This window comes from Pseudomonas sp. 21 (assembly GCF_000955805.1).
Classification (GTDB): domain Bacteria; phylum Pseudomonadota; class Gammaproteobacteria; order Pseudomonadales; family Pseudomonadaceae; genus Pseudomonas.
This window is the reverse complement of sequence record NZ_JYOA01000009.1, coordinates 149,520-175,524: the sequence shown is the minus strand read 5'-3', so window position 1 is coordinate 175,524 and position 26,005 is coordinate 149,520. Positions and strand designations below refer to the sequence as shown.

Sequence of the window (26,005 nt, the reverse complement as noted above, 5' to 3'; positions counted from 1 at the left end):
TGCGCTTCGCGATTCGCGAAGGTGGCCGTACCGTTGGCGCCGGCGTGGTTGCCAAGATCATCGAGTAATCGCTGATCTGCTCCAGAAAAAGGGACCCTTCGGGGTCCCTTTTTCGTTGAGTTGGTTAAATATTGACACCCCCCAGGCGCATCCGTACAATTGCGCCTCCTTTTAACGGGCGGAGTCCGTCCGTTGGGAATGGCAACTTGGAGTCTGAGGTCAAATGCAAAATCAACAAATCCGTATTCGGTTGAAGGCTTTTGATCACCGCCTGATCGACCAATCTACCCAGGAAATCGTGGAAACCGCGAAACGTACTGGCGCTCAGGTGCGTGGTCCGATTCCTCTGCCGACCCGCAAGGAACGTTACACCGTGCTGATTTCCCCGCACGTCAACAAGGACGCTCGTGACCAGTACGAAATTCGTACCCACAAGCGTGTTCTCGACATCGTTCAGCCGACCGACAAAACCGTCGACGCGCTGATGAAGCTCGACCTTGCTGCTGGCGTCGAAGTACAGATCAGCCTCGGCTAATGCCTTCGGCATTGGTCGTGTAACGCTCTGAAATGGGCGGCCATAGCGGGTGAAAGCCCCGTACACTAAAGAGGTTCTAAAGATGACAATTGGTGTTGTCGGTCGTAAGTGCGGCATGACCCGCATCTTCACCGAAGATGGTGTCTCCATTCCGGTCACGGTCATTGAGGTCGAGCCGAATCGCGTCACCCAGTTCAAAAACGAAGAGAGCGATGGCTATCGCGCTGTGCAGGTAACTGCTGGCGAGCGTCGTGCTTCTCGCGTGACCAAGGCGCAAGCCGGTCACTTTGCCAAGGCGAATGTCGCCGCCGGTCGCGGCGTGTGGGAATTCCGTCTGGGCGAAGAGGAGTTCAAGGCAGGCGATTCCATCTCTGTCGACCTGTTCCAGGCCGGTCAGCTGGTAGACGTTACCGGTGAGTCCAAGGGTAAAGGCTTCGCCGGTACCATCAAGCGCTGGAACTTCCGTGGTCAAGATAACACCCACGGTAACTCCGTTTCCCACCGCGTCCCGGGTTCCATCGGCCAGTGCCAGACTCCTGGTCGAGTGTTCAAGGGCAAAAAAATGTCGGGCCACATGGGTGCTGAGCGTGTAACCGTTCAATCCCTTGAGGTCGTGCGTGTCGATGCAGAGCGCAATCTGCTGCTGGTCAAAGGTGCCGTTCCCGGCGCTACCGGTGGTGATGTGCTGGTGCGTCCGGCAGCCAAGGCTCGCGGTTAAGAGAGGAAGCTGAGATGCAACTGAATGTAAATGGCGCTCAGGCGATCGAGGTTTCCGAGCGTACTTTTGGTAGCGAATTCAACGAGACCCTGGTTCACCAGGCAGTCGTAGCCTACATGGCTGGCGGCCGTCAGGGCACCAAGGCTCAGAAAACTCGTTCCGAAGTCTCCGGTGGTGGCAAGAAGCCGTGGCGTCAGAAGGGCACTGGTCGTGCTCGTGCTGGCACCATCCGCAGCCCCATCTGGCGTGGCGGCGGCGCGACCTTCGCAGCCAAGCCCCAGGATCACTCCCAGAAGCTCAACAAGAAGATGTATCGCGCTGCTCTGCGCTCCATCCTCTCTGAGCTGGTTCGTCTGGATCGTCTGGTTGTCGTTGCCGACTTCGCTGTCGACGCACCGAAGACCAAAGGTCTGGTCAGCAAGCTGGAAGGCCTGGGCCTGAAAGATGTACTGATCGTCACCGAAGGCGTCGATGAGAACCTGTACCTGGCAGCTCGCAACCTGGCCCACGTCGATGTACGTGACGTCCAGGCTTCCGATCCGGTCAGCCTCATCGCCTACGACAAGGTGCTGGTCACCGTGTCCGCCGTGAAGAAGTTCGAGGAGCTGCTGGCATGAACCAGGAACGCGTATTCAAAGTGCTGCTGGGCCCGCATATCTCCGAGAAGGCCACTGGCCTGGCGGACGGCAACAGCCAATTCGTTTTCAAGGTTGCCACTGATGCAACCAAGCTGGAAATCAAGAAGGCCGTAGAAAGCCTGTTCGGCGTGAAAGTACGTCGCGTCACCACCCTGAACGTTCAGGGCAAGACCAAGCGTACCGTTCGCGGCCTGGGCAAGCGTAACGACTGGAAAAAAGCGTACATCGCTCTCCAGCCGGGCCAGGATCTCGATTTCGCAGCTGGCGCTGAGTAAAGGGGTGCATCATGGCAATCGTTAAATGCAAACCGACTTCCGCTGGTCGTCGTTTCGTCGTCAAGGTAGTGAACCAGGACCTGCACAAAGGTGCTCCGTTCGCTCCCCTGCTCGAGAAGAAGTCCAAGTCGGGCGGCCGTAACAACAACGGTCGCATCACCACCCGTCATATCGGTGGTGGCCACAAGCAGCACTATCGTCTGGTCGACTTCCGTCGCAACAAGGATGGCATCCCTGCCATCGTTGAACGCGTCGAATACGATCCGAACCGTACTGCTCACATCGCTCTGCTGAAATACGCGGACGGCGAGCGTCGTTACATCATCGCCCCCAAAGGCGTGGTGGCCGGCGATCAACTGATCTCCGGTATCGGCGCTCCGATCAAGGCCGGCAACAACATGCCGCTGCGCAACATCCCGGTTGGTAGCACCATCCACGGTATCGAACTGAAGCCTGGCAAGGGCGCTCAGATCGCTCGCTCCGCTGGCGCTTCGGCTCAGCTGGTTGCCCGTGAAGGTGCGTACGTAACCGTGCGTCTGCGTTCCGGTGAGATGCGCAAAGTCCTGGCTGACTGCCGTGCGACCCTGGGTGAAGTCTCGAACTCCGAGCACAGCCTGCGTTCGCTGGGTAAAGCCGGTGCCAAACGCTGGCGTGGCGTTCGCCCGACCGTTCGTGGCGTTGCCATGAACCCGGTCGACCACCCGCATGGTGGTGGTGAAGGTCGTACCTCTGCTGGTCGTCATCCGGTATCGCCGTGGGGTCTTCAGACCAAGGGTAAGAAGACTCGCGCGAACAAGCGTACCGACAACATGATCGTCCGTCGCCGCAAGTAAATAGAGGGATACGACAGTGCCACGTTCTCTGAAAAAAGGTCCTTTTATCGATCTTCACCTGCTGAAGAAGATCGAAGTGGCGGTAGAAAAGAACGACCGCAAGCCGATCAAGACCTGGTCGCGCCGTTCTATGATCATGCCGCACATGGTTGGTCTGACCATCGCTGTCCACAACGGCCGTCAACACGTGCCGGTTCTGGTCAACGAAGACATGGTCGGTCACAAACTCGGCGAGTTCGCTGCTACCCGCACTTATCGTGGGCACGCTGCGGACAAGAAAGCCAAGCGTTAAGGGGTAAGGAAGATGGAAGTAGCCGCTAAGCTCTCGGGCGCTCGTATCTCCGCCCAGAAAGCCCGCTTGGTCGCCGACCAGATCCGCGGGAAGAAGGTGGGCGACGCGCTCAACCTCCTGGCTTTCAGCAACAAGAAAGCCGCCGAGATCATGAAGAAAGTGCTGGAGTCGGCCGTTGCCAACGCCGAGCACAACGAAGGCGCCGATGTAGACGATCTCAAAGTCTCCACCGTCTTCGTCAACGAAGGTCGTTCGCTCAAGCGCATCATGCCGCGTGCCAAAGGCCGTGCTGATCGCATCGTCAAGCGGTCTTGCCATATCACTGTCAAGGTTGCGGACAAGTAACGGAGTCGATCAGATGGGTCAGAAAGTACATCCCAATGGCATCCGCCTGGGTATCGTCAAGGAGCACACCTCCGTTTGGTACGCAGATAAGCGCACTTACGCCGATTATCTGTTCGCCGACCTGAAGGTACGTGAGTATCTCCAAGACAAACTAAAAAGCGCGTCCGTAAGCCGTATCGACATCCATCGTCCGGCTCAGACTGCACGCATCACCATCCACACCGCTCGTCCCGGCATCGTGATCGGCAAGAAAGGTGAAGATGTTGAGAAGCTGCGTCAGGACCTGACCAAGCAAATGGGTGTGCCGGTGCACATCAACATCGAAGAGATCCGCAAGCCGGAGCTCGACGGTATGCTGGTTGCGCAAAGCGTAGCTCAGCAGCTGGAGCGTCGCGTTATGTTCCGTCGCGCCATGAAGCGCGCTGTACAGAACGCCATGCGCATTGGTGCCAAAGGCATCAAGATCCAGGTAAGCGGTCGTCTGGGCGGCGCTGAAATCGCTCGTACCGAGTGGTATCGCGAAGGTCGTGTGCCCCTGCACACCCTGCGTGCCGACATCGACTATGCAACCTACGAAGCGCACACCACCTACGGTGTGATCGGTGTGAAGGTTTGGATCTTCAAAGGCGAGGTCATCGGTGGCCGCCAGGAAGAGCTCAAGCCCCAAGCGCCCGCTCCTCGTAAAAAAGCTGCTAAGTAAGGAGTACGCAAATGCTGCAACCTAAGCGTACGAAGTTCCGCAAGCAAATGACCGGTCACAACCGTGGCCTGGCTCATCGCGGTTCCAAAGTCAGCTTCGGCGAGTTCGCCCTCAAGGCAACCAGCCGCGGCCGTCTCACCGCGCGTCAGATCGAGTCCGCACGTCGTGCGCTGACCCGTCACGTAAAACGTGGCGGCAAGATCTGGATTCGCGTATTCCCCGACAAGCCTGTTACCAAGAAGCCCCTGGAAGTACGTATGGGTAAAGGTAAGGGTGGCGTCGAGTACTGGGTAGCCCAGATTCAACCGGGCAAGGTCCTGTACGAGATCGAGGGTGTATCCGAAGAGCTGGCGCGTGAGGCATTCGCCCTGGCTGCTGCAAAGCTGCCGCTCGCCACCTCCTTTGTTAAGCGGACGGTGATGTGATGAAAGCGAATGAACTTCGTGAAAAATCCGTTGAGCAGCTGAACGAGCAACTGCTCGGCCTGCTGCGCGACCAGTTCAATCTGCGCATGCAGAAAGCAACTGGCCAGTTGGGGCAGTCTCACCTGCTCTCGCAGGTTAAGCGCGACATCGCTCGCGTGAAAACTGTGCTCAACCAGCAAGCAGGTAAGTAATCATGGCTGAAGCTCAGAAAACCGTCCGTACGCTGACTGGCCGCGTCGTCAGCGACAAGATGGACAAGACCGTCACCGTTCTGATCGAGCGCCGCGTTAAGCACCCGATCTACGGCAAATACGTGAAGCGTTCGACCAAACTGCACGCCCACGACGAAACCAACCAGTGCCGCATTGGTGACCTGGTCACCATTCGCGAGACCCGTCCTCTGGCCAAAACCAAGGCCTGGACTCTGGTTGACATCGTCGAGCGCGCGGTTGAAGTCTAAGGGTCGGAGATAGAAGATGATTCAGACTCAATCCATGCTCGAAGTCGCTGATAACAGCGGCGCGCGTCGCGTAATGTGCATCAAGGTGCTCGGCGGTTCCCACCGCCGTTACGCCGGCATTGGCGACATCATCAAGGTCACCGTCAAGGAAGCAATTCCGCGTGGCAAGGTGAAGAAGGGCCAGGTAATGACTGCCGTGGTCGTTCGCACCAAGCACGGCGTACGTCGTACCGACGGTTCCATCATTCGCTTCGACGGCAACGCCGCCGTCCTGCTGAACAACAAGCAGGAGCCGATCGGCACCCGTATCTTCGGGCCCGTGACTCGTGAACTTCGTACTGAGAAGTTCATGAAGATCGTCTCCCTTGCCCCAGAAGTGCTGTAAGGAGTAGCCGTCATGCAAAAAATTCGTCGTGACGACGAAGTCATCGTCATTGCCGGCAAGGACAAGGGCAAGCGTGGCAAAGTGATCAAGGTTCTGGCTGACGACCGTCTGGTCGTTGGCGGTGTGAACCTGGTCAAGCGCCACACCAAGCCCAACCCCATGCTCAACCAGCAAGGCGGGATCGTCGAGAAGGAGGCGCCTCTGCACGTCTCCAACGTCGCCATCTTCAACGCTGAAACCAACAAGGCTGACCGCGTTGGTTTCAAAGTCGAAGACGGTAAGAAGATTCGTGTCTTCAAGTCGACCCAGAAACCGGTTCAGGCTTGAGGGAGCTAGGTAGATCACCATGGCACGATTGAAAGAAATTTATCGGAAGGAAATCGCTCCCAAGCTGAAGCAAGAGCTTCAGCTGGCGAACGTGATGGAAGTTCCGCGCGTTACCAAAATCACCCTGAACATGGGTCTTGGCGAAGCTGTCGGCGACAAGAAAGTCATCGAGAGCGCCGTAGCTGATCTGGAAAAGATCGCGGGTCAGAAGCCGGTTGTGACTTACGCTCGTAAGTCCATCGCTGGTTTCAAGATTCGTGAAGGCTGGCCGATCGGCGTGAAAGTCACCCTGCGTGGCGATCGCATGTACGAGTTCCTGGACCGTCTGCTGTCGATCTCCCTGCCGCGCGTTCGTGACTTCCGCGGTCTGAACGCCAAGTCCTTCGACGGCCGTGGCAACTACAGCATGGGCGTCAAAGAGCAGATCATCTTCCCGGAAATCGATTACGACAAGATCGATGCCCTCCGCGGTATGGATATCACTCTGACCACCACCGCGCGTTCGGATGATGAGGGTCGTGCACTGCTGCGCGCCTTCAAATTCCCGTTCCGCAACTGATTGGAGTAGGACCATGGCTAAAGAGAGCATGAAGAACCGTGAGCTGAAGCGTCAGCAAACGGTAGCCAAGTACGCCAAAAAGCGTGCCGAGCTGAAAGCGATCATCGCTAATCCGAGCACTTCCGCAGAAGATCGTTGGAATGCCCAGGTCGCCCTGCAGAAGCAACCGCGTGACGCGAGCGCCAGCCGCCTGCGTAACCGTTGCCGCCTGACCGGTCGTCCGCACGGTTACTACCGCAAGTTCGGCCTGAGCCGTAACAAGCTGCGTGAAGCGGCAATGCGCGGTGACGTACCGGGCCTGGTGAAAGCCAGCTGGTAAGTGCAAGACGGAGTCGGCAACGACTCCGTTGATCGCTTTGCGAAGCAAGCCCCCTCGTGGGGCTTGATTCGTTTTTAAGCGATCTCTAGAATACCCGGCTCCCCCGAGCCCGGGTTTAGATCGCCCGGTGTTATGAGGGCGAGTTATGAAGTTGAAGGCTTATCTTTTGTATCAGGAGCATTAAGCCCATGAGTATGCAGGACCCGTTAGCAGACATGCTAACTCGCATCCGTAATGCCCAGATGGCTGAGAAGACCGTCGTGAGCATGCCGTCTTCCAAGCTGAAAGCGGCAGTCGCCAAAGTCCTCAAGGACGAAGGTTACATTGCGGATTTCCAAGTCACCGCCGAGGCCAAGCCTCTGCTGTCGATCGAGCTGAAGTACTTCGAAGGCAAGCCTGTCATCGAGGAAGTGAAGCGAATCAGCCGTCCTGGCCTGCGCCAGTACAAATCCGTAGACCAGCTGCCGAAAGTTCGCGGCGGCCTGGGCGTTTCGATCGTCTCCACCAACAAAGGTGTGATGACTGACCGTGCTGCCCGTGCCGCTGGTGTCGGTGGCGAAGTGCTCTGCACTGTGTTCTAAGGGGAATCAGCATGTCTCGCGTTGCTAAGAACCCCGTCATTCTGCCCGCCGGCGTTGAAATCAAGCTGGCTGGTCAGGAACTTTCGATCAAGGGTGCCAAAGGCGCTCTGGAGCTGAAAGTACATCCGTCCGTCGAAGTCATTCAGGACAACGGTGAGCTGCGTTTCGCTGCGCGTAACGGCGACCAGCAGACCCGTGCCATGGCCGGTACCACCCGCGCTCTGGTCAACAACATGGTAATCGGCGTCAGCCAGGGCTTCGAGCGCAAGCTCCAGCTGGTTGGTGTTGGTTACAAAGCGCAGGCCAAAGGCCAAGTGCTGTCCCTGGCTCTCGGCTTCTCCCACCCGGTTGATTACGAACTGCCTGCCGGCATCGTCGCGGAAACCCCCAGCCAGACCGACATCCTGATCAAGGGTATCGACAAGCAGCTGGTTGGCCAGGTTGCCGCGGAAATCCGCGACTTCCGTCCGCCGGAGCCGTACAAAGGCAAGGGCGTGCGTTACGCCGACGAAGTCGTCCTTCGTAAAGAAGCCAAGAAGAAGTAGGGCATAGCAAATGAGCGTCAAGAAAGAAACCCGTCTGCGCCGCGCTCGCAAGGCTCGCCTGAAGATGCGCGAACTGGAAGCCGTACGCCTCTGCGTGTACCGCTCCTCCCAGCACATCTACGCCCAGGTCATTGCAGCCGACGGCGGCAAGGTCCTGGCCAGCGCCTCGACCCTGGACAAAGAACTGCGCGAAGCTGCCACCGGCAACGTCGACGCAGCCAAGAAAGTTGGTCAACTGGTCGCGGAACGCGCCAAGGCTGCCGGCGTCACTCAGGTGGCGTTCGACCGTTCTGGCTTCAAGTACCACGGTCGTATCAAGGCCCTGGCTGATGCCGCTCGTGAAGGCGGTCTGGAGTTCTAAGTTATGGCAAACAACGATCAAAAGCGCGACGAAGGCTACATCGAGAAGCTGGTTCAAGTGAACCGCGTCGCCAAAACCGTAAAAGGTGGCCGTATCTTCGCCTTCACCGCGCTGACCGTGGTTGGCGATGGCAAGGGCCGTGTTGGCTTCGGTCGTGGCAAGGCGCGTGAAGTGCCGGCCGCTATCCAGAAGGCAATGGAAGCTGCTCGCCGCAACATGATCCAGGTTGATCTGAACGGCACCACCCTGCAGTACCCGACCAAGTCTGCCCATGGCGCCTCCAAGGTGTACATGCAGCCGGCTTCCGAAGGTACCGGCATCATCGCCGGCGGCGCCATGCGTGCTGTCCTGGAAGTTGCTGGTGTGCAGAACGTTCTGGCGAAGTGCTACGGCTCCACCAATCCGGTGAACGTGGTCTACGCAACCTTCAAGGGCCTGAAGAACATGCAGTCCCCTGAGTCGGTAGCGGCCAAGCGTGGCAAGAGCGTCGAGGAGATTCTCTAACCATGGCAACTGTCAAAGTTACCCTGATCAAGAGCCTGAACGGCCGTCTGGCCAACCACAAGGCTTGCGTCAAAGGCCTCGGCCTGCGTCGCATTAATCACACCGTCGAAGTTCAGGACACTCCTGAAAACCGCGGCATGATTAACAAGGCTTACTACCTGCTGCGTGTGGAGGGTTAATCCATGCAACTGAACGATCTGCGTTCCGCGCCGGGTGCCCGTCGCGAAAAGCACCGTCCGGGCCGTGGCATCGGTAGCGGTCTGGGCAAGACCGGTGGCCGTGGTCACAAAGGTCAAACCTCCCGCTCCGGTGGTTCCATCGCTCCGGGCTTCGAGGGTGGTCAGCAACCGCTGCACCGTCGTCTGCCGAAGTTCGGCTTCAACTCGCTGAAAGCCATGGATCGTGCAGAAGTGCGCACCTCCGAGCTGGCCAAGGTCGAGGGTGATGTCGTTACCGTGCAGTCCCTGAAGGATGCCAACGTGATTAACCAGAACGTACAGCGTGTGAAAGTCATGCTGTCGGGCGACGTTACTCGCGCGGTCACTCTGAAAGGCATCGGCGCCACCAAGGGCGCTCGTGCGGCTATCGAAGCAGCTGGCGGCAAAATCGAGGACTAAATGGCTAAGCAAGGTGCTCTCTCTGCGCTGAGCAACGGTGGTGGTTTGTCCGAGCTCTGGGCACGTCTGCGTTTCCTGTTCCTGGCGATCATCGTCTATCGGATCGGCGCGCACATCCCAGTCCCCGGCATCAACCCCGATCGCTTGGCGGCACTGTTCCGGCAGAACGAGGGGACCATTCTTAGCCTCTTCAACATGTTTTCCGGCGGCGCGCTGGAGCGCATGAGTATTTTTGCACTGGGGATCATGCCGTACATCTCGGCGTCGATCATCATGCAGCTCATGACCGCTATCAGCCCGCAGCTGGAGCAGTTGAAGAAAGAGGGTGAGTCTGGGCGTCGCAAGATCAGCCAGTACACCCGCTACGCAACTCTCGTCCTGGCACTCGTCCAGGCCATTGGCATGTCCATTGGTCTGGGTAGCCAGGGCGTGGCCTTCTCCAACGACTTCGGCTTCTACTTCGTGTCGGTCACCACCTTCGTGGCGGGTGCACTGTTCATGATGTGGCTGGGTGAGCAGATCACCGAGCGGGGTGTCGGCAACGGCATCTCCATGTTGATCTTCTCCGGTATCGTCGCAGGCCTGCCCCGAGCAATCGGCCAGTCCTTCGAGTCCGCGCGTCAAGGTGACATCAACATCTTCGCCCTGATCGCCATCGGCCTGCTGGCCGTGGCCATCATCGCGTTCGTGGTGTTCATCGAGCGTGGTCAGCGTCGTATCGCCGTGCATTACGCCAAGCGCCAGCAAGGTCGCAAGGTGTTTGCCGCCCAGACCAGCCATTTGCCGCTGAAAGTGAACATGGCAGGTGTCATCCCTGCGATTTTCGCCAGCAGCATCCTGCTGTTCCCGGCATCCCTGGGTGCCTGGTTCGGTCAGTCGGAAGGCCTGGGTTGGCTGCAGGACGTCGCGCAAGCGATCGCGCCTGGTCAGCCGCTGAACATTCTGCTGTTTAGTGCAGGGATCGTCTTCTTCTGCTTCTTCTACACAGCGCTGATGTTCAACCCGAAGGACGTGGCGGAAAACCTCAAGAAGTCCGGTGCATTTATTCCGGGTATTCGTCCGGGTGAACAGTCGGCTCGCTACATCGATGGCGTGCTGACCCGTTTGACCATGTTCGGTGCCCTGTACATGACGGCTGTGTGCCTGCTGCCCCAGTTCCTGGTCGTAGCTGCCCACGTACCGTTCTACCTTGGCGGGACCTCGTTGCTGATCGTGGTCGTGGTTGTGATGGACTTTATGGCTCAAGTACAATCGCACCTCGTTTCTCACCAGTACGAATCCCTCATGAAGAAAGCCAACCTGAAGGGCTATGGCAGCGGCCTGCTGCGCTGACCCGTAAGGTTCGAGGAGTCACTGATGAAAGTTCGTGCATCGGTTAAGAAGCTGTGCCGTAACTGCAAGATCGTCCGTCGCGAAGGCGTCGTTCGTGTGATCTGCAGCTCGGAGCCGCGTCACAAGCAGCGCCAAGGCTGAGTGTGAACCACGCGTTATAACCCGGCAGCTAGTGTGCTGCCGGGTTGATTATTTGTTTTTACAGCGCTAATATCCGCGCCCTTTCTTGGCTCCCTGGGCGCCGGGTAGCTGTCAATTGGAGTTTTTCTGAATGGCCCGTATTGCAGGCGTAAACATTCCGGATAACAAGCACACTGTTATCTCGCTGACCTACATCTATGGTGTTGGTCGCACTACCGCACAGAGCATCTGTGCAGCCACCGGCATCAGCCCGGCTGTAAAGATCAAAGAGCTGAGCGAAGAGCAGATTGATTCGCTGCGTACCGAGGTGGCCAAGCTGACCACCGAAGGTGACCTGCGTCGCGAAATCAACATGAACATCAAGCGTCTGATGGACCTCGGTTGCTACCGCGGTCTGCGTCATCGTCGTGGTCTGCCGGTTCGCGGTCAGCGCACCAAGACCAACGCGCGCACCCGCAAGGGCCCGCGTAAGCCGATCCGCAAGTAATCGCTTAGGAATCTAGTCATGGCAAAACCTGCTGCTCGTCCTCGCAAGAAAGTCAAAAAGACGGTGGTCGACGGGATCGCGCACATCCACGCGTCCTTCAACAACACCATCGTTACCATCACTGATCGTCAGGGCAACGCTCTGTCCTGGGCTACCTCCGGTGGTTCGGGCTTCCGCGGCTCGCGTAAGAGCACCCCGTTCGCTGCCCAGGTAGCGGCCGAGCGTGCCGGCCAGGCTGCTCTGGAATACGGTCTGAAGAACCTTGACGTCAACGTCAAAGGCCCGGGCCCGGGTCGTGAATCGGCTGTTCGTGCGCTGAATGCCTGCGGTTACAAGATCGCCAGCATCACCGACGTAACCCCGATTCCGCATAACGGCTGCCGTCCGCCGAAAAAGCGTCGCGTGTAATAGGAGACAGTGAGAAATGGCTCGTTACATTGGTCCCAAGTGCAAACTGTCCCGCCGCGAAGGCACTGATCTTTTCCTGAAGAGCGGCGTTCGTGCCCTCGACTCGAAATGCAAGGCAGAACAAGTCCCCGGTCAGCACGGCCAGCGCCGTGGTCGCCTGTCCGACTACGGTCTGCAGCTGCGCGAGAAGCAAAAAGTTCGTCGTATCTACGGCGTCCTCGAGCGTCAATTCCGTGGCTACTATCAGGAAGCGTCCCGCCGCAAGGGCTCCACGGGTGAAAACCTGCTGCAGCTGCTTGAGTGCCGTCTGGACAACGTCGTCTACCGTATGGGCTTCGGCTCCACTCGTTCGGAATCCCGTCAGCTGGTGTCCCACAAGACCATCAGCGTCAACGGTCAGACCGTAAACGTACCGTCCTACCAGGTCAAAGCTGGTGACGTGGTTGCTGTTCGCGAGAAATCGAAGAACCAGCTGCGTATCGCCCAAGCTCTGGACCTGTGCGCCCAGCGCGGTCGCGTTGAGTGGGTCGAAGTGGACACCGACAAGAAAGCTGGCACCTTCAAAAGTGTTCCGGCTCGTGCCGATCTGTCCGCCGACATCAACGAAAACCTGATTGTCGAGCTCTACTCCAAGTAAGGGCTAGAAAATAGGTGCATCCATGCAGAGTTCGGTAAATGAGTTCCTGACCCCCCGCCACATCGATGTGCAGGTGGTCAGCCAAACCCGCGCCAAGATCACTCTCGAGCCTCTCGAGCGTGGTTTCGGCCATACCCTGGGCAACGCGCTGCGTCGCATCCTGTTGTCCTCCATGCCTGGCTGTGCGGTAGTCGAGGCCGAGATCGACGGTGTACTCCACGAGTACTCCGCCATCGAAGGTGTGCAGGAAGATGTCATCGAGATCCTGCTCAACCTGAAAGGCCTGGCCATCAAGCTGCACGGCCGTGACGAAGTGACGCTGACCCTGGCGAAAAAGGGCTCGGGTGTGGTGACCGCTGCCGATATTCAGCTGGATCATGATGTCGAGATCGTCAACGGTGACCATGTTATCGCCCACCTGGCCGATAACGGCGCGCTGAACATGAAGCTGAAAGTCGCTCGTGGCCGTGGCTACGAGCCGGCTGATGCTCGTTCGAGCGATGAAGACGAAAGCCGTAGCATTGGCCGTCTTCAGCTCGACGCCTCGTTCAGCCCCGTACGTCGTGTTGCCTACGTGGTCGAGAACGCCCGTGTCGAACAGCGTACCAACCTGGACAAGCTGGTCCTCGATCTGGAAACCAACGGCACCCTGGACCCTGAAGAGGCTATCCGTCGCGCCGCTACCATCCTGCAACAGCAGCTGGCAGCGTTCGTGGACCTCAAAGGCGACAGCGAGCCTGTTGTGGAAGAGCAGGAAGACGAGATCGATCCGATCCTGCTGCGTCCGGTCGATGACCTTGAGCTGACCGTCCGTTCGGCCAACTGCCTGAAGGCAGAGAACATCTACTACATCGGTGACCTGATTCAGCGCACCGAAGTAGAGCTGCTCAAAACGCCGAACCTGGGCAAGAAGTCCCTGACCGAAATCAAGGACGTTCTGGCCTCTCGCGGTCTGTCCCTCGGTATGCGCCTCGACAACTGGCCGCCGGCAAGTCTCAAGAAAGACGACAAGGCTACTGCCTGATCGTCGTAGCTACCGAACGTAAAGTTTGGAAAGGAATTGAACCATGCGCCATCGTAAAAGTGGTCGTCACCTGAGCCGCACCAGCGCGCACCGCAAGGCTATGTTCCAGAACATGGCTGTGTCGCTCTTCGAACACGAACTGATCAAAACCACCCTGCCCAAGGCCAAGGAACTGCGTCGCGTTGCCGAGCCGCTGATCACCCTGGCTAAAGTGGATAGCGTTGCCAACCGTCGTCTCGCTTTCGACCGTACCCGTTCGAAAGAAGCCGTAGGCAAGCTGTTCAACGAACTGGGCAAGCGCTACGCCAACCGTCCGGGCGGCTACCTGCGCATCCTGAAGTGCGGCTTCCGCGCCGGCGACAATGCCCCCATGGCATACGTCGAACTGATTGACCGCGCTGTTGGCGGCCAAGCAGTAGAAGCTGCAGAGTAAGGTTTACGCCTTATAAGAAACCGGGCTTTGTGCCCGGTTTTTTATCGCCTGGAGAAAAGTTTTTATCTATTGATCGGCTCGAATCAATAAATTGGCTGATCAAGCCCCTTGTCACCGATCCTTAACGCCGTCGACTTCTACTGCTTGCTGAGCTGGATCAACAGCCGCAATGCCGTTGGAGGCGCCTAATTGTCCGATTGGGATGTCGGGCCGAGCCTTCTGCTCCCGCAGTTTGCCGGCTTACAGACACCCCGCCGTTGAGGAGAGTAACGATGAGCGACAACACCCGTCTGACGACTGCAGCTGGAGCGCCGGTCGCCGATAACCAGAACGTCCAGACCGCCGGCCCGCGGGGGCCGATGCTGCTGCAGGATGTCTGGTTCCTGGAGAAACTGGCGCACTTCGACCGCGAGGTGATCCCTGAGCGTCGCATGCATGCCAAGGGTTCTGCGGCCTACGGTACCTTCACCGTCACCCAGGACATCACCCGCTACAGCCGTGCCAAGCTGTTCTCCCAGGTCGGCAAGCAGACCCCTCTGTTCCTGCGCTTCTCCACGGTGGCCGGCGAGCGTGGCGCAGCAGACGCCGAGCGCGATATCCGCGGCTTCGCCCTGAAGTTCTATACGGAGGAAGGCAACTGGGACCTGGTCGGCAACAACACCCCGGTCTTCTACTTCCGCGATCCGCTGAAATTCCCCGACCTGAACCACGTGGTGAAGCGCGATCCGCGTACCAACCTGCGCAACGCCACGCTGAAATGGGACTTCTTCTCTCACCTGCCCGAAGCCCTGCACCAGTTGACCATCGACTTCAGCGACCGCGGCCTGCCGCGCAGCTACCGCCACATCCATGGTTTTGGCAGCCACACCTTCAGCTTCATCAATGCCAGCAACGAACGCTTCTGGGTCAAGTTCCACTTCAAGACCCAGCAGGGCATCGAGAACCTGAGCAACGAGGAAGCGGCGAAACTGGTTGGCGCCGACCGCGAGAGCTCCCAGCGCGACCTGTATGACGCCATCGAGCGCGGCGACTTCCCGCGCTGGAAAATGTACGTACAGGTGATGCCGGAGAAGGAAGCGGCGACCTACCGCTACAACCCGTTCGACCTGACCAAGGTCTGGCCGCACGGCGACTACCCGCTGATCGAAGTGGGCTATTTCGAACTCAACCGCAACCCGGCGAACTACTTTGCCGAGGTCGAGCAGTCGGCCTTCTCGCCGGCGAACATCGTTCCCGGTATTGGCTTCTCGCCGGACAAGATGCTCCAGGGTCGCCTGTTCTCCTACGGCGATGCGCACCGCTATCGCCTGGGCGTGAATCACCACCAGATCCCGGTGAACGCTGCGCGTAACAACCCGCGCATCTATCACCGCGACGGCGCCATGCGCGTGGACGGCAATAACGGTGACATGACCGTCACCTACGAGCCGAACAGCTTCAGCCAATGGCAGGAGCAACCGGATTACTCCGAGCCGCCGTTGACCCTGGAAGGCAGCGCCGACCACTGGAACCATCGTGTCGACGATGATTACTACAGCCAACCGGCCGCGCTGTTCCGTCTGTTCGACGAAGCGCAACGGCAGCGCCTGTACGAGAACATCGCCGGGGACATGGCAGGCGTACCGGAAGCGATCCAGCGCCGTCAGCTCGCGCTGTTCTTCAGGATCGACCCGGCCTACGGCGAAGGTGTCGCCAAGGCGCTGGGCCTGAAGCTCGACTAAGCTGAAACCGTTCCACCAGCCGCCCTCTTCGGAGGGCGGTTGCGTTTGTGGGGCATTGCAGACTTGACCTCGGTCATGGCCTGTCGCGACCATAGCGCCGTTTAATTCGCTGTCACGTCCCAGGGAGAAGGCTGATGCAAGGCCACGCCGAGGTTATCGATTATCTCAACACGCTGCTGACCGGTGAGCTGGCCGCTCGCGACCAGTATTTCATCCACTCGCGCATGTACGAGGACTGGGGCTTCAGCAAGCTCTACGAGCGTCTCAACCACGAGATGGAAGAGGAAACCCAGCACGCCGATGCGCTGCTGCGCCGCATCCTCCTGCTCGAAGGCACCCCGCGCATGCGCCCGGACGACATTCACCCGGGCAAGACGGTGCCGGAGATGCTGGAAGCCGACCTGAAACTGGAGCGCCACGTACGCGCCGCCCTGGCCAAGGGCATCGCCCTCTGCGAGAAGCACAAGGACTTCGTCACCCGCGATATCCTGCGCGTGCAACTGACCGATACCGAGGAAGACCACGCCTACTGGCTGGAGCAGCAGCTCGGCCTGATCGCCAAGATGGGGCTGGAGAACTACCTGCAGTCGCAGATCTGATTCAGGCGCGCGCTACTCGCGCGTGTCGCGGGCATGGCCCGCTCCTACAAACGCTCAAGAAAAAGCCCCTGCGCCGGAAGGCAACAGGGGCTTTTTCATGCCGCTGAGGATCAGGCCCGGTCACGCTCCAGCAGCGGCTTGAGGAAGTGCCCGGTGTGCGACACCGCCAGCTCCGCGACCTGCTCCGGCGTACCGGTGGCGATGATCTGGCCGCCCTTGGAACCGCCCTCGGGGCCGAGGTCGACCAGCCAGTCGGCGGTCTTGATCACGTCCAGGTTGTGCTCGATGACCACCACGGTGTTGCCGTGGTCGCGCAGGCGGTGCAGCACGTCGAGCAGTTGCTGGATATCCGCGAAGTGCAGGCCGGTGGTCGGCTCGTCGAGGATGTACAGGGTCTTGCCGGTATCGCGCTTGGACAGCTCGCGGGACAGCTTCACCCGCTGCGCCTCACCACCAGACAGCGTGGTCGCGCTCTGGCCGAGCTTGATGTACGACAGGCCGACGTCCATCAGCGTCTGCAGCTTGCGTGCGATGGCGGGGACGGCGTCGAAGAATGCGCGGGCGTCCTCGATGGTCATGTCCAGCACCTCGGTGATGCTCTTGCCCTTGTAGCGAACCTCCAGGGTCTCGCGGTTGTAGCGCTTGCCCTTGCAGACGTCGCAGGGGACGTAGATGTCCGGCAGGAAGTGCATCTCCACCTTGATCACGCCATCGCCCTGGCAGGCCTCGCAGCGGCCGCCCTTGACGTTGAACGAGAAGCGCCCCGGACCGTAGCCGCGCGAACGGGCTTCCGGCACGCCGGCGAACAGCTCGCGGATCGGCGTGAACAGCCCGGTATAGGTCGCCGGGTTGGAGCGCGGGGTGCGGCCGATCGGGCTCTGGTCGATGTCCACCACCTTGTCCAGGTGCTGCAGGCCGTCGAACGAGTCGTAGGGCGCGACCTCCAGCGTGGTGGCGCCATTGAGGGCGGTAGCGGTGATCGGGAACAGGGTGTTGTTGATCAGCGTCGACTTGCCCGAGCCGGACACTCCGGTGATGCAGGTGAACAGGCCGACCGGGATTTCCAGGTTGACGTTCTGCAGGTTGTTGCCGCGCGCGCCCTTGAGCTTGAGCAACTGCTTCTTGTTGCGCGGGGTACGCTCGGCGGGCACGACGATCTTGGTGCGGCCGGAGAGGTACGCACCGGTCACGGAGTCCGGGTGGTCCATGACCTGCTGCGGGGTGCCCTCGGCGACGATCTGCCCGCCATGCACGCCGGCGCCGGGGCCGATGTCCACGACGTAGTCGGCCAGGCGGATGGCGTCCTCGTCGTGCTCGACCACGATCACTGTGTTGCCGAGGTTGCGCAGGTGGGTGAGGGTGCCCAGCAGGCGCTCGTTGTCGCGCTGGTGCAGGCCGATGGAGGGTTCGTCGAGGATGTACATGACGCCCACCAGGCCCGCGCCGATCTGGCTGGCCAGGCGGATGCGCTGGGCCTCGCCGCCGGACAGGGTATCGGCGCTGCGGTCCAGGGTCAGGTAGTCGAGGCCGACGTTGACCAGGAACTGCAGGCGCTCGCGGATCTCCTTGAGGATCTTCGAGGCGATTTCGCCGCGACGGCCGGTCAGGGTCAGGCTCTCGGCGTACTCGCAGGCAGTGCCCACGGGCATCGAGGTGATCGCCGGTAGCGTCTTGTCGCCCACCCACACGTGGCGCGCTTCGCGGCGCAGGCGGGTGCCGTGGCAGTCCGGGCAGGGCTGGGTGCTGAGGAACTTGGCCAGCTCCTCGCGCACGGTGGCCGACTCGGTCTCGCGGTAGCGGCGCTCCAGGTTCGGCAGGATGCCCTCGAACGGGTGCGCGCGCTTGACGATGTCGCCGCGGTCGTTGAGGTAGCGGAACTCGACGTTCTCCCGGCCCGAGCCGTTGAGGATGAACTTCTGGTGGTCCGGGTCGAGATCCTGGAAGGGCTCTTCCAGGCTGAAACCGAAGTGCCCGGCCAGTGAGCCGAGCATCTGGAAGTAGTAGACGTTGCGCCGGTCCCAGCCGCGGATCGCGCCTTCGGCCAGGGTCAGCTCGCCATTGACCACCCGCCGCGCGTCGAAGAACTGCTTCACGCCCAGGCCGTCACAGGTCGGGCAGGCGCCGGCCGGGTTGTTGAAGGAGAACAGCTTGGGTTCCAGCTCGCTGATGGAATGCCCGCAGATCGGGCAGGCGAAGCGAGCGGAGAAGATCATCTCTTCGCCTTCCTCGTCGTCCATCGGGGCTACGAGTGCGATGCCGTCGGCCAGGTTGATCGCCGTCTCGAAGGATTCCGCCAGGCGCTGCTGCAGGTCGCCACGCACCTTGAAGCGGTCGACCACGATATCGATGGAGTGCTTGAGCTTCTTGTCCAGCTTGGGCACTTCATCCAGCTCGTAGAGCTTGCCGTCGACGCGGGCACGGACGAAGCCCTGGGCGCGCATCTCCTCGAACACCGCCAGGTGCTCGCCCTTGCGCTCGCGGATCACCGGGGCCAACAGCATCAGCTTGCGGCCTTCGGGCAGCGCCAGCACCTGGTCGACCATCTGGCTGACGGTCTGCGCCTCCAGCGGTATGTCGTGGTCCGGGCAGAGCGGAATACCCACGCGCGCATAAAGCAGGCGCAGGTAGTCGTAGATTTCGGTGATGGTGCCCACGGTGGAACGCGGGTTGTGGGAAGTGGACTTCTGCTCGATGGAGATCGCCGGCGACAGGCCTTCGATGGTGTCGACGTCGGGCTTTTCCATCATCGAGAGGAACTGCCGGGCGTAGGCCGACAGGGATTCCACGTAGCGGCGCTGGCCCTCGGCGTAGAGCGTGTCGAAGGCCAGGGAAGACTTGCCGGAACCGGACAGGCCGGTGATCACGATCAGCTTGTCGCGCGGCAGGGTCAGGTCGATGTTCTTCAGGTTGTGGGTACGTGCCCCACGGATGAGGATCTTGTCCACAGCGGCCTCGCATGGCGGGCGAAAACTATCGATTATACGGGGCGTGGCGGGTACGCGGCAAAGTAGCGCGTGTGTGCCCTTGGACCTTTGGGCTGGTAGAATGCGCGGCTATTTTTCGGCGCTGGCGACTGCCGGCCCTTTGCGGCCTGGAAGGCCGCGCCGTCACGGGAGCCATTGAGCGCATTCCCGACATCCGTCTTCCCACGAGGGGCTTATGCACGATTCCCACACAGAGCGCATGAGTGGCACAGAACTCCGGGCGACCTCCGGCCTGGCCCTGCTCTATGCCTTCCGTATGCTCGGCATGTTCATGCTGCTGCCGGTCATGATGACCTACGGTATGGAGCTGGCTGACGCGACGCCGGCCCTGATCGGTTTCGCCATGGGGGCCTACGGCCTGACCCAGGCGGTGCTGCAGATACCGCTGGGCACGCTGTCCGACCGCATCGGCCGTCGCGCGATCATCGTCGTGGGTCTGCTGGTATTCGCCATTGGCGCCGGTGTAGCCGCCAGTTCCGACACCATCTGGGGCGTCATTGCCGGTCGGGTGATCCAGGGCGCCGGGGCGATTTCCGCGGTGGTCATGGCGCTGCTTTCGGACCTGACCCGCGAACAGCACCGGACCAAGGCCATGGCCATCATCGGCATGAGTATCGGTGTGTCCTTCGCCGCCTCGATGGTCGCCGGCCCCGTGCTGACCCACTGGTTCGGCCTGCACGGGCTGTTCTGGTTCACCTCCGGGATGGCGCTGGTGGGCATCCTGATCATTCTCTTCATGGTGCCGGTGCCGGATCACCGCATGCAGCACCGTGAATCCAGCGTCGCCAAGCAGTCGCTGATCCCGACCCTGAAGAACGGCGACCTGCTGCGCCTGGACGTCGGCATCCTGGTCCTGCACGCGATTCTCATGGCCAGCTTCGTCGCGCTGCCGCTGGCGTTGGTGGAGCGCGCCGGGCTGCCCAAGGAGCAGCACTGGTGGGTGTATCTGACCGCGCTGCTGATCGGCTTCTTCGCCATGGTCCCGTTCATCATCTACGCCGAGAAGAAACGCCAGATGAAACGCGTGCTGACCGGCGCCGTGGCGACCCTGATGCTCTGCGAACTGTTCTTCTGGGAGTTCGGCAACAGCCTCAAGGAACTGGTGTTCGGCATCGTCGTCTACTTCACCGCGTTCAACCTGCTGGAGGCCTCGCTGCCGTCGCTGGTGAGCAAGGTTTCTCCGGCCGGTGGCAAGGGCACGGCGATGGGCGTGTACTCCACCAGCCAGTTCCTCGGCGCCGCCGTGGGCGGCATCCTGGGCGGCTGGATGTTCCAGCACGGTGGGCTCGACGGGGTGTTCATCGGCTGCGCGGTGCTGGCTGCCCTCTGGCTGGCGATTGCTGTTACCATGCGTGAACCGCCTTATGTAACGAGTATTCGCCTGCCTCTGTCCGATGAGGCCCTGCGCGATGCTTCGTTGGCTGAGCGTTTCAAGGCATTGCCCGGTGTGAGCGATGTGATGGTGGTCGTTGAAGAAGCGGCTGCTTATGTCAAAGTGGATTCCCAACAAGTTGATCGCACGTCCCTCGAGCGCCTCGCCGGCGCCGAGCAGGCGACGTGCTGAAGCCTTTAGGAGAGCGTCATGGCCCGTGGGGTTAACAAAGTCATTCTGGTCGGTAACGTCGGTGGCGATCCGGAAACCCGCTACATGCCCAACGGCAACGCGGTGACCAACGTCACCCTGGCCACCAGCGAGAGCTGGAAGGACAAGCAGACCGGCCAGCAGCAGGAGCGTACCGAGTGGCACCGTGTAGTGTTCTTCGGTCGCCTGGCGGAAATCGTCGCCGAGTACGTGCGCAAGGGTTCGCAGATCTACGTCGAAGGCAGCCTGCGTACTCGCAAGTGGCAGGGTCAGGACGGCCAGGACAAGTACACCACCGAGATCGTGGTCGACATCAACGGCAACATGCAGCTGCTCGGTGGCCGTCCGGGCGCCGGTGGCGACGATGCTCCGCGCACTCCCCGCGAGCCGCAGCAGCGTCCGCAGCAGGCCCAGCGTCCGGCGCCGCAGCAGCAGTCCCAGCCCGCGCCGCAACCGGCTCCGGACTACGACAGCTTCGACGACGACATTCCGTTCTAAGCCGAACGATTCGTCGCCCAAGAGCGCAGCCTTCGAGCTGCGCTTTTGCGTTTCTGGGACGCTCGTTTTGGCGAATGTTCGTAAAAGTCTTTCTCGGTGGCGACTATTTAATTAGCTAGCTAACTGAATGATTCTGGAGCTGCCTTGATGTACGGCAAAACCGGAGAAGAAAAGACATGAGCATTACAGTGACCGAGCGTGACGACGACCATAAATCCCGCGAGTTCCGCGCCCATGGAGGGCGTTGCTGGGATGTGTACCAGGAAGGCCTGCTGGTCGGCATCTTCCACAGCGAGAGCGAGGCGCAGGCCTATCGCGTCGCCCTGGAGCTGGAGACGCGCTACCGCCACGCGGCAGAGTTCTAGAGCGTGAAAAAGCCCCGTGGCGACGGCCGCGCCACGGGGCTTGTGAGTCCGAAATCCCTGTAGGAGCGAGCTTGCTCGCGAACAATCTCCGCAGCGAGGCGGGTTCGCGAGCAAGCTCGCTCCTACAAGAAGACCGCCCGGCGAGCCGGGCGGCAGGCCATCAGAACTGGTAGTTCACCGTCGCGGTGACGTTGCGCTTCTCGCCGAAGTAGCAGAAGTCCAGGCTGTAGCAGGACGCCACGTAGTCCTTGTCCAGCAGGTTGTTGGCGTTGAGGCTGACATCCAGGCCCTTCAGACCGACGCGGGACAGGTCGTAGCCGATGCGCGCATCCACCAGGGTGTAGTCCGGCACGCGCAGGGTATTTTCCTTGTCCGCCCAGGTCTCGCCGACATAGCGGGCGCCGCCGCCGAGAGTCAGGCCATCCAGCGGGCCGGCGTTGAAGCCGTAGTCGGCCCACAGCGAGGCCATGTGCTTGGGCGCCTGGTTCGGGGTGTGGCCCTGGTTGCCGTCCAGCGACTTGGTGTAGGTGATGTCGGTGTAGGTGTAGCTGCCGAGCACCTTGAAGTTGTCGGTGACCTGGGTGTGGGCTTCCAGCTCCAGGCCCTGGGAGCGCACTTCACCCACGGAGGTGTAGAAGTTGTCTTGCGGCTCCTTCGAGGCGACGTTCTCCTGGGTGATGTGGAAGATCGACGCGGTGTACAGGCTGCGGCTGCCCTCGGGCTGGAACTTCAGGCCGGCTTCCCACTGCTTGCCTTCGGTCGGCTCCAGCGGCGTACCGGACTGGTCGGAGTAGGCGTTGGGGTTGAACGACTCGGAGTAGCTGATGTACGGCGCGATGCCGTTGTCGAACAGGTACAGCGCGCCGAGGCGACCGGTGAACTTCTTCCAGTCGTCGTCGGCCTTGCTGCCGGTGCTGCGGTTCTTGTCCTCGACGGTCACCCAGTCCTCGCGCATGCCCAGCGAGAAGCGCCAGTTGTCGATGTCGATCAGGTCCTGCAGGTAGACGCCGGTCTGCTCCAGGCGACGGGTGTGGTTGTCGTCGGGGTAGTAGCTGATGGCGTCGTTGCCGTAGTGCGGGTCGAAGGCGTCGAGCGGTTGCGCCGAGCCCGAGCGCCAGTCCACGGTGGTGCGACGCTTCTGGTAGTCCAGGCCCATCAGCAGGGTGTGCTTGGCGGCGCCGGTGTTGAATTCGGCCTGGGCCATGTTATCGATGATGTACGCCTGCAGGTGCTCACTGGCGCCGGAGAAGTAGCGGTTCAGGGTGTTCTCGTCAGGCGCGGTCCAGCCGTACGCATAGACCTGGGAGAGGTCGACGTCGGAGTCCAGGTAGCGGAAGTTCTGCCGCGCGGTCCAGACGTCGTCGAAGCGGTGCTCCAACTGGTAGCCGAACATGCGCTGGGTGCGGTCGAAATCGTCCTTGCTCGGCTCGCCGTCGAAGAATTCGCGGGAGATCTTCTGGCCGTTGTGGTGGAACAGCGCGCCATCCGCCGGCACGCCGCCGTGGTAGCCGCCGTTCGGGTCATGCTGCAGGTAGCCCTGCAGGGTCAGCGTGGTGTCGTCGGTGAAGTCGATGGCCAGGGTCGGGGCGATGGCGTAGCGCTCTTCCTTGACGTGGTCGAACTGGGTGTCCGAACCCTTGCCCAGGCCGACCAGGCGGTAGGCGATGCGTTTCTCTTCATCCAGCGGGCCGCTGAAGTCGAAGCCCATTTCCTTCTGGCCCATGTTGCCGACGGTGCCGGTGATCTGGTGGTAATCCTCGTATAGCGGCTTCTTGCTGGTCAGCGCCACCAGCCCGCCGGGCAGGCTGCGACCGTAGAGCACCGAGGACGGGCCCTTGAGCACATCGATGCGCTCGAGGAAGTACGGGTCGATCTGCATCGAGCTGAAGGTGCCGCTGTCGCCCATGGCCTTCAGGCCGTCGAGGTAGATGTTGTCCACGCTGTTGTCGGCGAAGCCGCGCATCACCACATAGTCGTAGCGGTTCGAAGCGCCGACCTGGCCGGTGAAGATGCCGGGGGTGTAGCGCATGGCTTGCTGCACGGTCTTGGAGGCGGTGTCGTCGATCTGCTCGCGGGTGATCACCGAGACGCTCTGGCTGGTTTCCAGCAGGGACTTGGAGGTCTTGGTGGCAATCTGGCTGTGGGTTGCCAGGTAGCCGTCTTCCTCGCCCAGCGCGTTGCCCAGGGCGAATACGTCGCTGGACGGCATGGCCAGCACGTCGGTCGGTGCGGCCGGGCGCAGCACGTAGTTGCCGTTGCCCTGGTCCACGGCCTCCAGCGGAGTGTCCACCAGCAGGCGCCCGAGGCCCTGGTCCACCGAGTAGGTGCCGTTCAGTCCGGACGAATTCAGCCCGCGAGTCTGCTCCGGGGTCGCCGACAGGGTGATCCCCGCTTCGCGGGCGAAGGCGTTGAGTACCTCGCCCAGCGGGCCGGCCGGGATTGCATAGGCGCGGCTGCTGGTGATGGCGGCGCCGTCCGCGGCGAAGGCGGTCAGCGGCAGGCTGGCGCCGAGGCTGGCGCACAGCAGCGCGCCGCGCACGGCATGGGCCAGGCGGCTGGCGCGGGGCAGGGCGGGTGAGGAGGTCGGGGCGTGGACGGCTCGCATGGAGGGGCTTCCGTGGACAAGGGAATGATCGGGTTATTCCCCCTTGCCGACCGAGGCGGCGAAACCCGACAAAAATAATTCTCGATTGCGAAGAAATATTATTTGAAGGCCGTGTGTAGGAGCGGACTCCGTCCGCGATTGATCTCCGGCGCGATGCGGAATCGATCGCGGACGGAGTCCGCTACTACCCATGTGCTCAGCCCCGCGCGCTCACCGTCACCCACCAGTCCGTGCGCTTCTCGATCCGTACTGGCAGGGTCTGCGGCAGCAGGGCGAGCAGTTGGTTGGTGTCGTCCAGGCGGAATACCCCGGACAGGCGCAGATCGGCGACGCTGGCATCGCAGTGCAGATGCCCGTGGCGATAGCGAGCGATTTCGGCGAGGAAGTCGGCCAGGCGCATGTCGCGGGTGACGATCAGGCCGTCGGCCCAGGCGGCGCTGTCCATGTTGCTGCGTTCGGCCAGGAGGGCGCTGTCGCCGTTGATCTCGAAGGTCTGTCCGGACTCGGCGATGGCCGTGGTCTGGCCGCGCACGCGCGGGGCGATGGCCACCGAACCTTCCTCGACGCTCAGGCGCGTGGAGCGATCGTCCTGGCGCAACACGAAGCGCGTGCCCAGCGCCTCGAACAGGCCGTCGCGGTTGCTCACCCGCAGTGGGCGTGAAGCGTCCTTCGCCGTGCTCAGCAGGATCTCGCCACGCTCCAGAAGTAGCAGGCGCTGGCTCGAATCGAAGCGCACATTCACCGCGCTGTCGGTGTTCAGTTGCAGCACGCTGCCATCGGCCAGGGTGAAGCGCTGGCGCTCGCCGACGCTTGTGCTGAAGTCGGCCATCCAGCGTTGCCAGGGCGTGACCTCGCGGGCCAGCCACAGCGCGGAGGCGCCGACGGCGAAGGTCGAGAGCAGCTTGAGCGCCTGGCGCCGCTGCAGGCGCTGGGTGGTGTTCTCCAGCGTCTCCAGCGCCACACGGGCGCCGGGCACGGCCTGGTAGCTGCTGGCCAGTTCGCTGTTCAGCGCCTGTACCCGCAGCCAGGCGGTTTCGTGTTCGGGGTTGGCCTGGCGCCAGTGCTCGCAGGCACTGAGCAATTCGGGATCGGCCTTGCCGCTCAGGCGCAGGGTCCACTGGATGGCTTGTTTGACCACCCGTGGATCGGGTGTGGTGCTGGCGCCGCTCACTCGGCGTACCGCAGCTGGTAGCAGTGGAACAGCGCTTCGGCGATGTAGCGCTCCACCGAGCGTATCGAGACGCCCAGTTCCTCCGCGATTCGCGCATGGGGCATGCCTTCGCACTGAGCCAGCAGGAAGGCTCTGCGCACCTTCGGCTTGAGGCCGTCGAGCAGGCGGGCGATGTTTTCCAGCAGCTGCAGGATGTTGTGCCGGTCTTCCGCCGAGGGCACCTGCGCTTCCGGCAGATGGGCGATGGAGTCGAGGTAGGCGCGCTCCAGCTCCTGGCGTCGCCAGTGGTCGATGACCAGACCGCGGGCGACGGTGCGCAGGAAGGCACGCGGGGTATGCAGTTCGACGCGCTCGGGCCTGAGCAATACGCGCAGGAAGGTGTCCTGGGCCAGGTCGGCGGCATCGGCGGCATTGCCCAGCCGGCCGCGAAGCCAGTTGTGCAGCCAGCCGTGATGGTCGCTGTAGAGCGACTGGACGTCGTAGGTGGAGGACATGGGCGCGCAAAGCTGCAAATGATAATTTATCGCATTTTCAACAAGGCGCTGGCCATTTGCAAGCTGTGTCTGAGGCCCCGGTGCTTCCTGTAGGAGCGAGCTTGC

At 61.2% G+C, this 26,005-nt stretch carries 37 protein-coding genes and 1 pseudogene; 34 read left to right on the top strand and 4 right to left on the bottom strand.

The window, feature by feature from the left end:
- The 31 genes and pseudogenes from UB43_RS30375 to bfr all read left to right on the top strand — a co-directional run.
- Nucleotides 1-68 (top strand): annotated as a pseudogene (locus UB43_RS30375) (elongation factor Tu); the annotation flags it as partial.
- Between the two features lie 155 nt (nucleotides 69-223).
- Nucleotides 224-535 carry a 30S ribosomal protein S10 gene (gene rpsJ, locus UB43_RS21970; protein WP_003243886.1) on the top strand — a complete coding sequence of 104 codons (312 nt, stop codon included), beginning with the start codon at nucleotides 224-226 and terminating at the stop codon, nucleotides 533-535.
- An 82-nt stretch (nucleotides 536-617) separates the two neighbouring features.
- On the top strand, nucleotides 618-1,253 hold the full coding sequence (rplC, locus tag UB43_RS21965) for a 50S ribosomal protein L3 (protein ID WP_024767389.1): 636 nt from the start codon (nucleotides 618-620) through the stop codon (nucleotides 1,251-1,253).
- Between the two features lie 14 nt (nucleotides 1,254-1,267).
- Nucleotides 1,268-1,870, top strand: a complete 603-nt coding sequence (gene rplD / locus UB43_RS21960; protein WP_017521904.1) for a 50S ribosomal protein L4 — start codon at nucleotides 1,268-1,270, stop codon at nucleotides 1,868-1,870.
- Nucleotides 1,867-2,166: a 50S ribosomal protein L23 gene (gene rplW, locus UB43_RS21955; protein WP_015475322.1), complete on the top strand. Its 300-nt coding sequence runs from the start codon at nucleotides 1,867-1,869 to the stop codon at nucleotides 2,164-2,166. The genes rplD and rplW overlap by 4 nt, the downstream gene beginning before the upstream one ends.
- An 11-nt stretch (nucleotides 2,167-2,177) precedes the next feature.
- Nucleotides 2,178-2,999: a 50S ribosomal protein L2 gene (rplB, locus tag UB43_RS21950; RefSeq protein WP_024767388.1), complete on the top strand. Its 822-nt coding sequence runs from the start codon at nucleotides 2,178-2,180 to the stop codon at nucleotides 2,997-2,999.
- A gap of 16 nt (nucleotides 3,000-3,015) precedes the next feature.
- Nucleotides 3,016-3,291 carry a 30S ribosomal protein S19 gene (gene rpsS / locus UB43_RS21945; RefSeq protein WP_017521902.1) on the top strand — a complete coding sequence of 92 codons (276 nt, stop codon included), beginning with the start codon at nucleotides 3,016-3,018 and terminating at the stop codon, nucleotides 3,289-3,291.
- A 12-nt stretch (nucleotides 3,292-3,303) separates the two neighbouring features.
- The gene (rplV, locus tag UB43_RS21940) at nucleotides 3,304-3,636 is read left to right on the top strand and encodes a 50S ribosomal protein L22 (protein WP_015475325.1); all 333 of its coding nucleotides are present in this window, start codon (nucleotides 3,304-3,306) and stop codon (nucleotides 3,634-3,636) included.
- 13 nt (nucleotides 3,637-3,649) lie between these two features.
- Nucleotides 3,650-4,336 carry a 30S ribosomal protein S3 gene (gene rpsC / locus UB43_RS21935; protein WP_024767387.1) on the top strand — a complete coding sequence of 229 codons (687 nt, stop codon included), beginning with the start codon at nucleotides 3,650-3,652 and terminating at the stop codon, nucleotides 4,334-4,336.
- Between the two features lie 11 nt (nucleotides 4,337-4,347).
- On the top strand, nucleotides 4,348-4,761 hold the full coding sequence (gene rplP / locus UB43_RS21930) for a 50S ribosomal protein L16 (RefSeq protein WP_009617163.1): 414 nt from the start codon (nucleotides 4,348-4,350) through the stop codon (nucleotides 4,759-4,761).
- Nucleotides 4,761-4,952, top strand: a complete 192-nt coding sequence (gene rpmC / locus UB43_RS21925) for a 50S ribosomal protein L29 (RefSeq protein WP_003093720.1) — start codon at nucleotides 4,761-4,763, stop codon at nucleotides 4,950-4,952. The genes rplP and rpmC overlap by 1 nt, the downstream gene beginning before the upstream one ends.
- Before the next feature lie 2 nt (nucleotides 4,953-4,954).
- Nucleotides 4,955-5,221 carry a 30S ribosomal protein S17 gene (rpsQ, locus tag UB43_RS21920; RefSeq protein WP_009617165.1) on the top strand — a complete coding sequence of 89 codons (267 nt, stop codon included), beginning with the start codon at nucleotides 4,955-4,957 and terminating at the stop codon, nucleotides 5,219-5,221.
- Nucleotides 5,222-5,237: 16 nt separating this feature from the next.
- Complete coding sequence (gene rplN / locus UB43_RS21915) at nucleotides 5,238-5,606, top strand: 50S ribosomal protein L14 (RefSeq protein ID WP_017521901.1); 369 nt, start codon at nucleotides 5,238-5,240, stop codon at nucleotides 5,604-5,606.
- Nucleotides 5,607-5,618: 12 nt separating this feature from the next.
- On the top strand, nucleotides 5,619-5,933 hold the full coding sequence (gene rplX / locus UB43_RS21910) for a 50S ribosomal protein L24 (RefSeq protein ID WP_045215317.1): 315 nt from the start codon (nucleotides 5,619-5,621) through the stop codon (nucleotides 5,931-5,933).
- 19 nt (nucleotides 5,934-5,952) lie between these two features.
- On the top strand, nucleotides 5,953-6,492 hold the full coding sequence (gene rplE, locus UB43_RS21905) for a 50S ribosomal protein L5 (RefSeq protein ID WP_017521899.1): 540 nt from the start codon (nucleotides 5,953-5,955) through the stop codon (nucleotides 6,490-6,492).
- Nucleotides 6,493-6,505: 13 nt separating this feature from the next.
- A complete protein-coding gene (rpsN, locus tag UB43_RS21900) occupies nucleotides 6,506-6,811 on the top strand; it encodes a 30S ribosomal protein S14 (RefSeq protein ID WP_045215313.1) in 306 nt (101 codons plus the stop codon).
- Between the two features lie 188 nt (nucleotides 6,812-6,999).
- Nucleotides 7,000-7,392, top strand: a complete 393-nt coding sequence (gene rpsH / locus UB43_RS21895) for a 30S ribosomal protein S8 (RefSeq protein ID WP_015475331.1) — start codon at nucleotides 7,000-7,002, stop codon at nucleotides 7,390-7,392.
- 11 nt (nucleotides 7,393-7,403) lie between these two features.
- A complete protein-coding gene (gene rplF / locus UB43_RS21890; protein ID WP_015475332.1) occupies nucleotides 7,404-7,937 on the top strand; it encodes a 50S ribosomal protein L6 in 534 nt (177 codons plus the stop codon).
- Nucleotides 7,938-7,947: 10 nt separating this feature from the next.
- The gene (gene rplR / locus UB43_RS21885) at nucleotides 7,948-8,298 is read left to right on the top strand and encodes a 50S ribosomal protein L18 (RefSeq protein ID WP_017521897.1); all 351 of its coding nucleotides are present in this window, start codon (nucleotides 7,948-7,950) and stop codon (nucleotides 8,296-8,298) included.
- 3 nt (nucleotides 8,299-8,301) lie between these two features.
- Complete coding sequence (gene rpsE, locus UB43_RS21880; RefSeq protein ID WP_009617173.1) at nucleotides 8,302-8,802, top strand: 30S ribosomal protein S5; 501 nt, start codon at nucleotides 8,302-8,304, stop codon at nucleotides 8,800-8,802.
- A gap of 2 nt (nucleotides 8,803-8,804) precedes the next feature.
- The gene (gene rpmD, locus UB43_RS21875; RefSeq protein ID WP_009617174.1) at nucleotides 8,805-8,981 is read left to right on the top strand and encodes a 50S ribosomal protein L30; all 177 of its coding nucleotides are present in this window, start codon (nucleotides 8,805-8,807) and stop codon (nucleotides 8,979-8,981) included.
- A 3-nt stretch (nucleotides 8,982-8,984) separates the two neighbouring features.
- Complete coding sequence (gene rplO / locus UB43_RS21870) at nucleotides 8,985-9,419, top strand: 50S ribosomal protein L15 (protein ID WP_045215310.1); 435 nt, start codon at nucleotides 8,985-8,987, stop codon at nucleotides 9,417-9,419.
- Entirely contained in the window at nucleotides 9,420-10,751 is a 1,332-nt protein-coding gene (gene secY, locus UB43_RS21865; RefSeq protein ID WP_024767080.1) for a preprotein translocase subunit SecY, read from the top strand.
- A 24-nt stretch (nucleotides 10,752-10,775) separates the two neighbouring features.
- Nucleotides 10,776-10,892, top strand: a complete 117-nt coding sequence (gene rpmJ / locus UB43_RS21860) for a 50S ribosomal protein L36 (RefSeq protein ID WP_045215308.1) — start codon at nucleotides 10,776-10,778, stop codon at nucleotides 10,890-10,892.
- Nucleotides 10,893-11,022: 130 nt separating this feature from the next.
- Nucleotides 11,023-11,379, top strand: coding sequence for a 30S ribosomal protein S13 (rpsM, locus tag UB43_RS21855; protein ID WP_024767079.1), 357 nt, complete (start codon nucleotides 11,023-11,025; stop codon nucleotides 11,377-11,379).
- A gap of 18 nt (nucleotides 11,380-11,397) precedes the next feature.
- Complete coding sequence (rpsK, locus tag UB43_RS21850) at nucleotides 11,398-11,787, top strand: 30S ribosomal protein S11 (protein ID WP_003093689.1); 390 nt, start codon at nucleotides 11,398-11,400, stop codon at nucleotides 11,785-11,787.
- A gap of 16 nt (nucleotides 11,788-11,803) precedes the next feature.
- Nucleotides 11,804-12,424 (top strand): 30S ribosomal protein S4, encoded by a 621-nt coding sequence (gene rpsD, locus UB43_RS21845; RefSeq protein ID WP_017521893.1) that lies wholly within the window; start codon nucleotides 11,804-11,806, stop codon nucleotides 12,422-12,424.
- Between the two features lie 22 nt (nucleotides 12,425-12,446).
- Nucleotides 12,447-13,448 carry a DNA-directed RNA polymerase subunit alpha gene (locus tag UB43_RS21840; protein WP_009617182.1) on the top strand — a complete coding sequence of 334 codons (1,002 nt, stop codon included), beginning with the start codon at nucleotides 12,447-12,449 and terminating at the stop codon, nucleotides 13,446-13,448.
- Nucleotides 13,449-13,491: 43 nt separating this feature from the next.
- Nucleotides 13,492-13,881 carry a 50S ribosomal protein L17 gene (rplQ, locus tag UB43_RS21835; RefSeq protein ID WP_015475338.1) on the top strand — a complete coding sequence of 130 codons (390 nt, stop codon included), beginning with the start codon at nucleotides 13,492-13,494 and terminating at the stop codon, nucleotides 13,879-13,881.
- A gap of 272 nt (nucleotides 13,882-14,153) precedes the next feature.
- Nucleotides 14,154-15,602: a catalase KatA gene (gene katA / locus UB43_RS21830; RefSeq protein ID WP_045215295.1), complete on the top strand. Its 1,449-nt coding sequence runs from the start codon at nucleotides 14,154-14,156 to the stop codon at nucleotides 15,600-15,602.
- Nucleotides 15,603-15,736: 134 nt separating this feature from the next.
- Nucleotides 15,737-16,201 (top strand): bacterioferritin, encoded by a 465-nt coding sequence (bfr, locus tag UB43_RS21825; protein ID WP_045215292.1) that lies wholly within the window; start codon nucleotides 15,737-15,739, stop codon nucleotides 16,199-16,201.
- Between the two features lie 110 nt (nucleotides 16,202-16,311).
- On the opposite strand, the gene uvrA is transcribed toward bfr, so the two are convergent.
- Nucleotides 16,312-19,146: an excinuclease ABC subunit UvrA gene (gene uvrA / locus UB43_RS21820; protein WP_045215289.1), complete on the bottom strand. Its 2,835-nt coding sequence runs from the start codon at nucleotides 19,144-19,146 to the stop codon at nucleotides 16,312-16,314.
- Nucleotides 19,147-19,360: 214 nt separating this feature from the next.
- On the opposite strand from uvrA, the gene UB43_RS21815 reads away from it, so the two are divergent.
- The 3 genes from UB43_RS21815 to UB43_RS21805 all read left to right on the top strand — a co-directional run bounded on the left by UB43_RS21815 (nucleotide 19,361) and on the right by UB43_RS21805 (nucleotide 21,630).
- A complete protein-coding gene (locus UB43_RS21815) occupies nucleotides 19,361-20,749 on the top strand; it encodes an MFS transporter (protein WP_045215287.1) in 1,389 nt (462 codons plus the stop codon).
- Between the two features lie 18 nt (nucleotides 20,750-20,767).
- On the top strand, nucleotides 20,768-21,265 hold the full coding sequence (gene ssb / locus UB43_RS21810) for a single-stranded DNA-binding protein (protein ID WP_045215285.1): 498 nt from the start codon (nucleotides 20,768-20,770) through the stop codon (nucleotides 21,263-21,265).
- Nucleotides 21,266-21,441: 176 nt separating this feature from the next.
- Nucleotides 21,442-21,630 carry a hypothetical protein gene (locus UB43_RS21805; protein WP_024767074.1) on the top strand — a complete coding sequence of 63 codons (189 nt, stop codon included), beginning with the start codon at nucleotides 21,442-21,444 and terminating at the stop codon, nucleotides 21,628-21,630.
- Nucleotides 21,631-21,790: 160 nt separating this feature from the next.
- Here UB43_RS21805 and UB43_RS21800 read toward each other — a convergent pair whose 3' ends face one another.
- From UB43_RS21800 to UB43_RS21790, 3 genes are all read right to left on the bottom strand, one after another.
- Nucleotides 21,791-24,235 (bottom strand): TonB-dependent siderophore receptor, encoded by a 2,445-nt coding sequence (locus UB43_RS21800; RefSeq protein WP_045215282.1) that lies wholly within the window; start codon nucleotides 24,233-24,235, stop codon nucleotides 21,791-21,793.
- Nucleotides 24,236-24,431: 196 nt separating this feature from the next.
- The gene (locus UB43_RS21795; RefSeq protein WP_045215279.1) at nucleotides 24,432-25,406 is read right to left on the bottom strand and encodes a FecR domain-containing protein; all 975 of its coding nucleotides are present in this window, start codon (nucleotides 25,404-25,406) and stop codon (nucleotides 24,432-24,434) included.
- Complete coding sequence (locus tag UB43_RS21790; RefSeq protein ID WP_045215276.1) at nucleotides 25,403-25,900, bottom strand: sigma-70 family RNA polymerase sigma factor; 498 nt, start codon at nucleotides 25,898-25,900, stop codon at nucleotides 25,403-25,405. Before UB43_RS21790 ends, UB43_RS21795 begins: the two co-directional genes overlap by 4 nt.
- Nucleotides 25,901-26,005 lie beyond the last annotated feature (105 nt).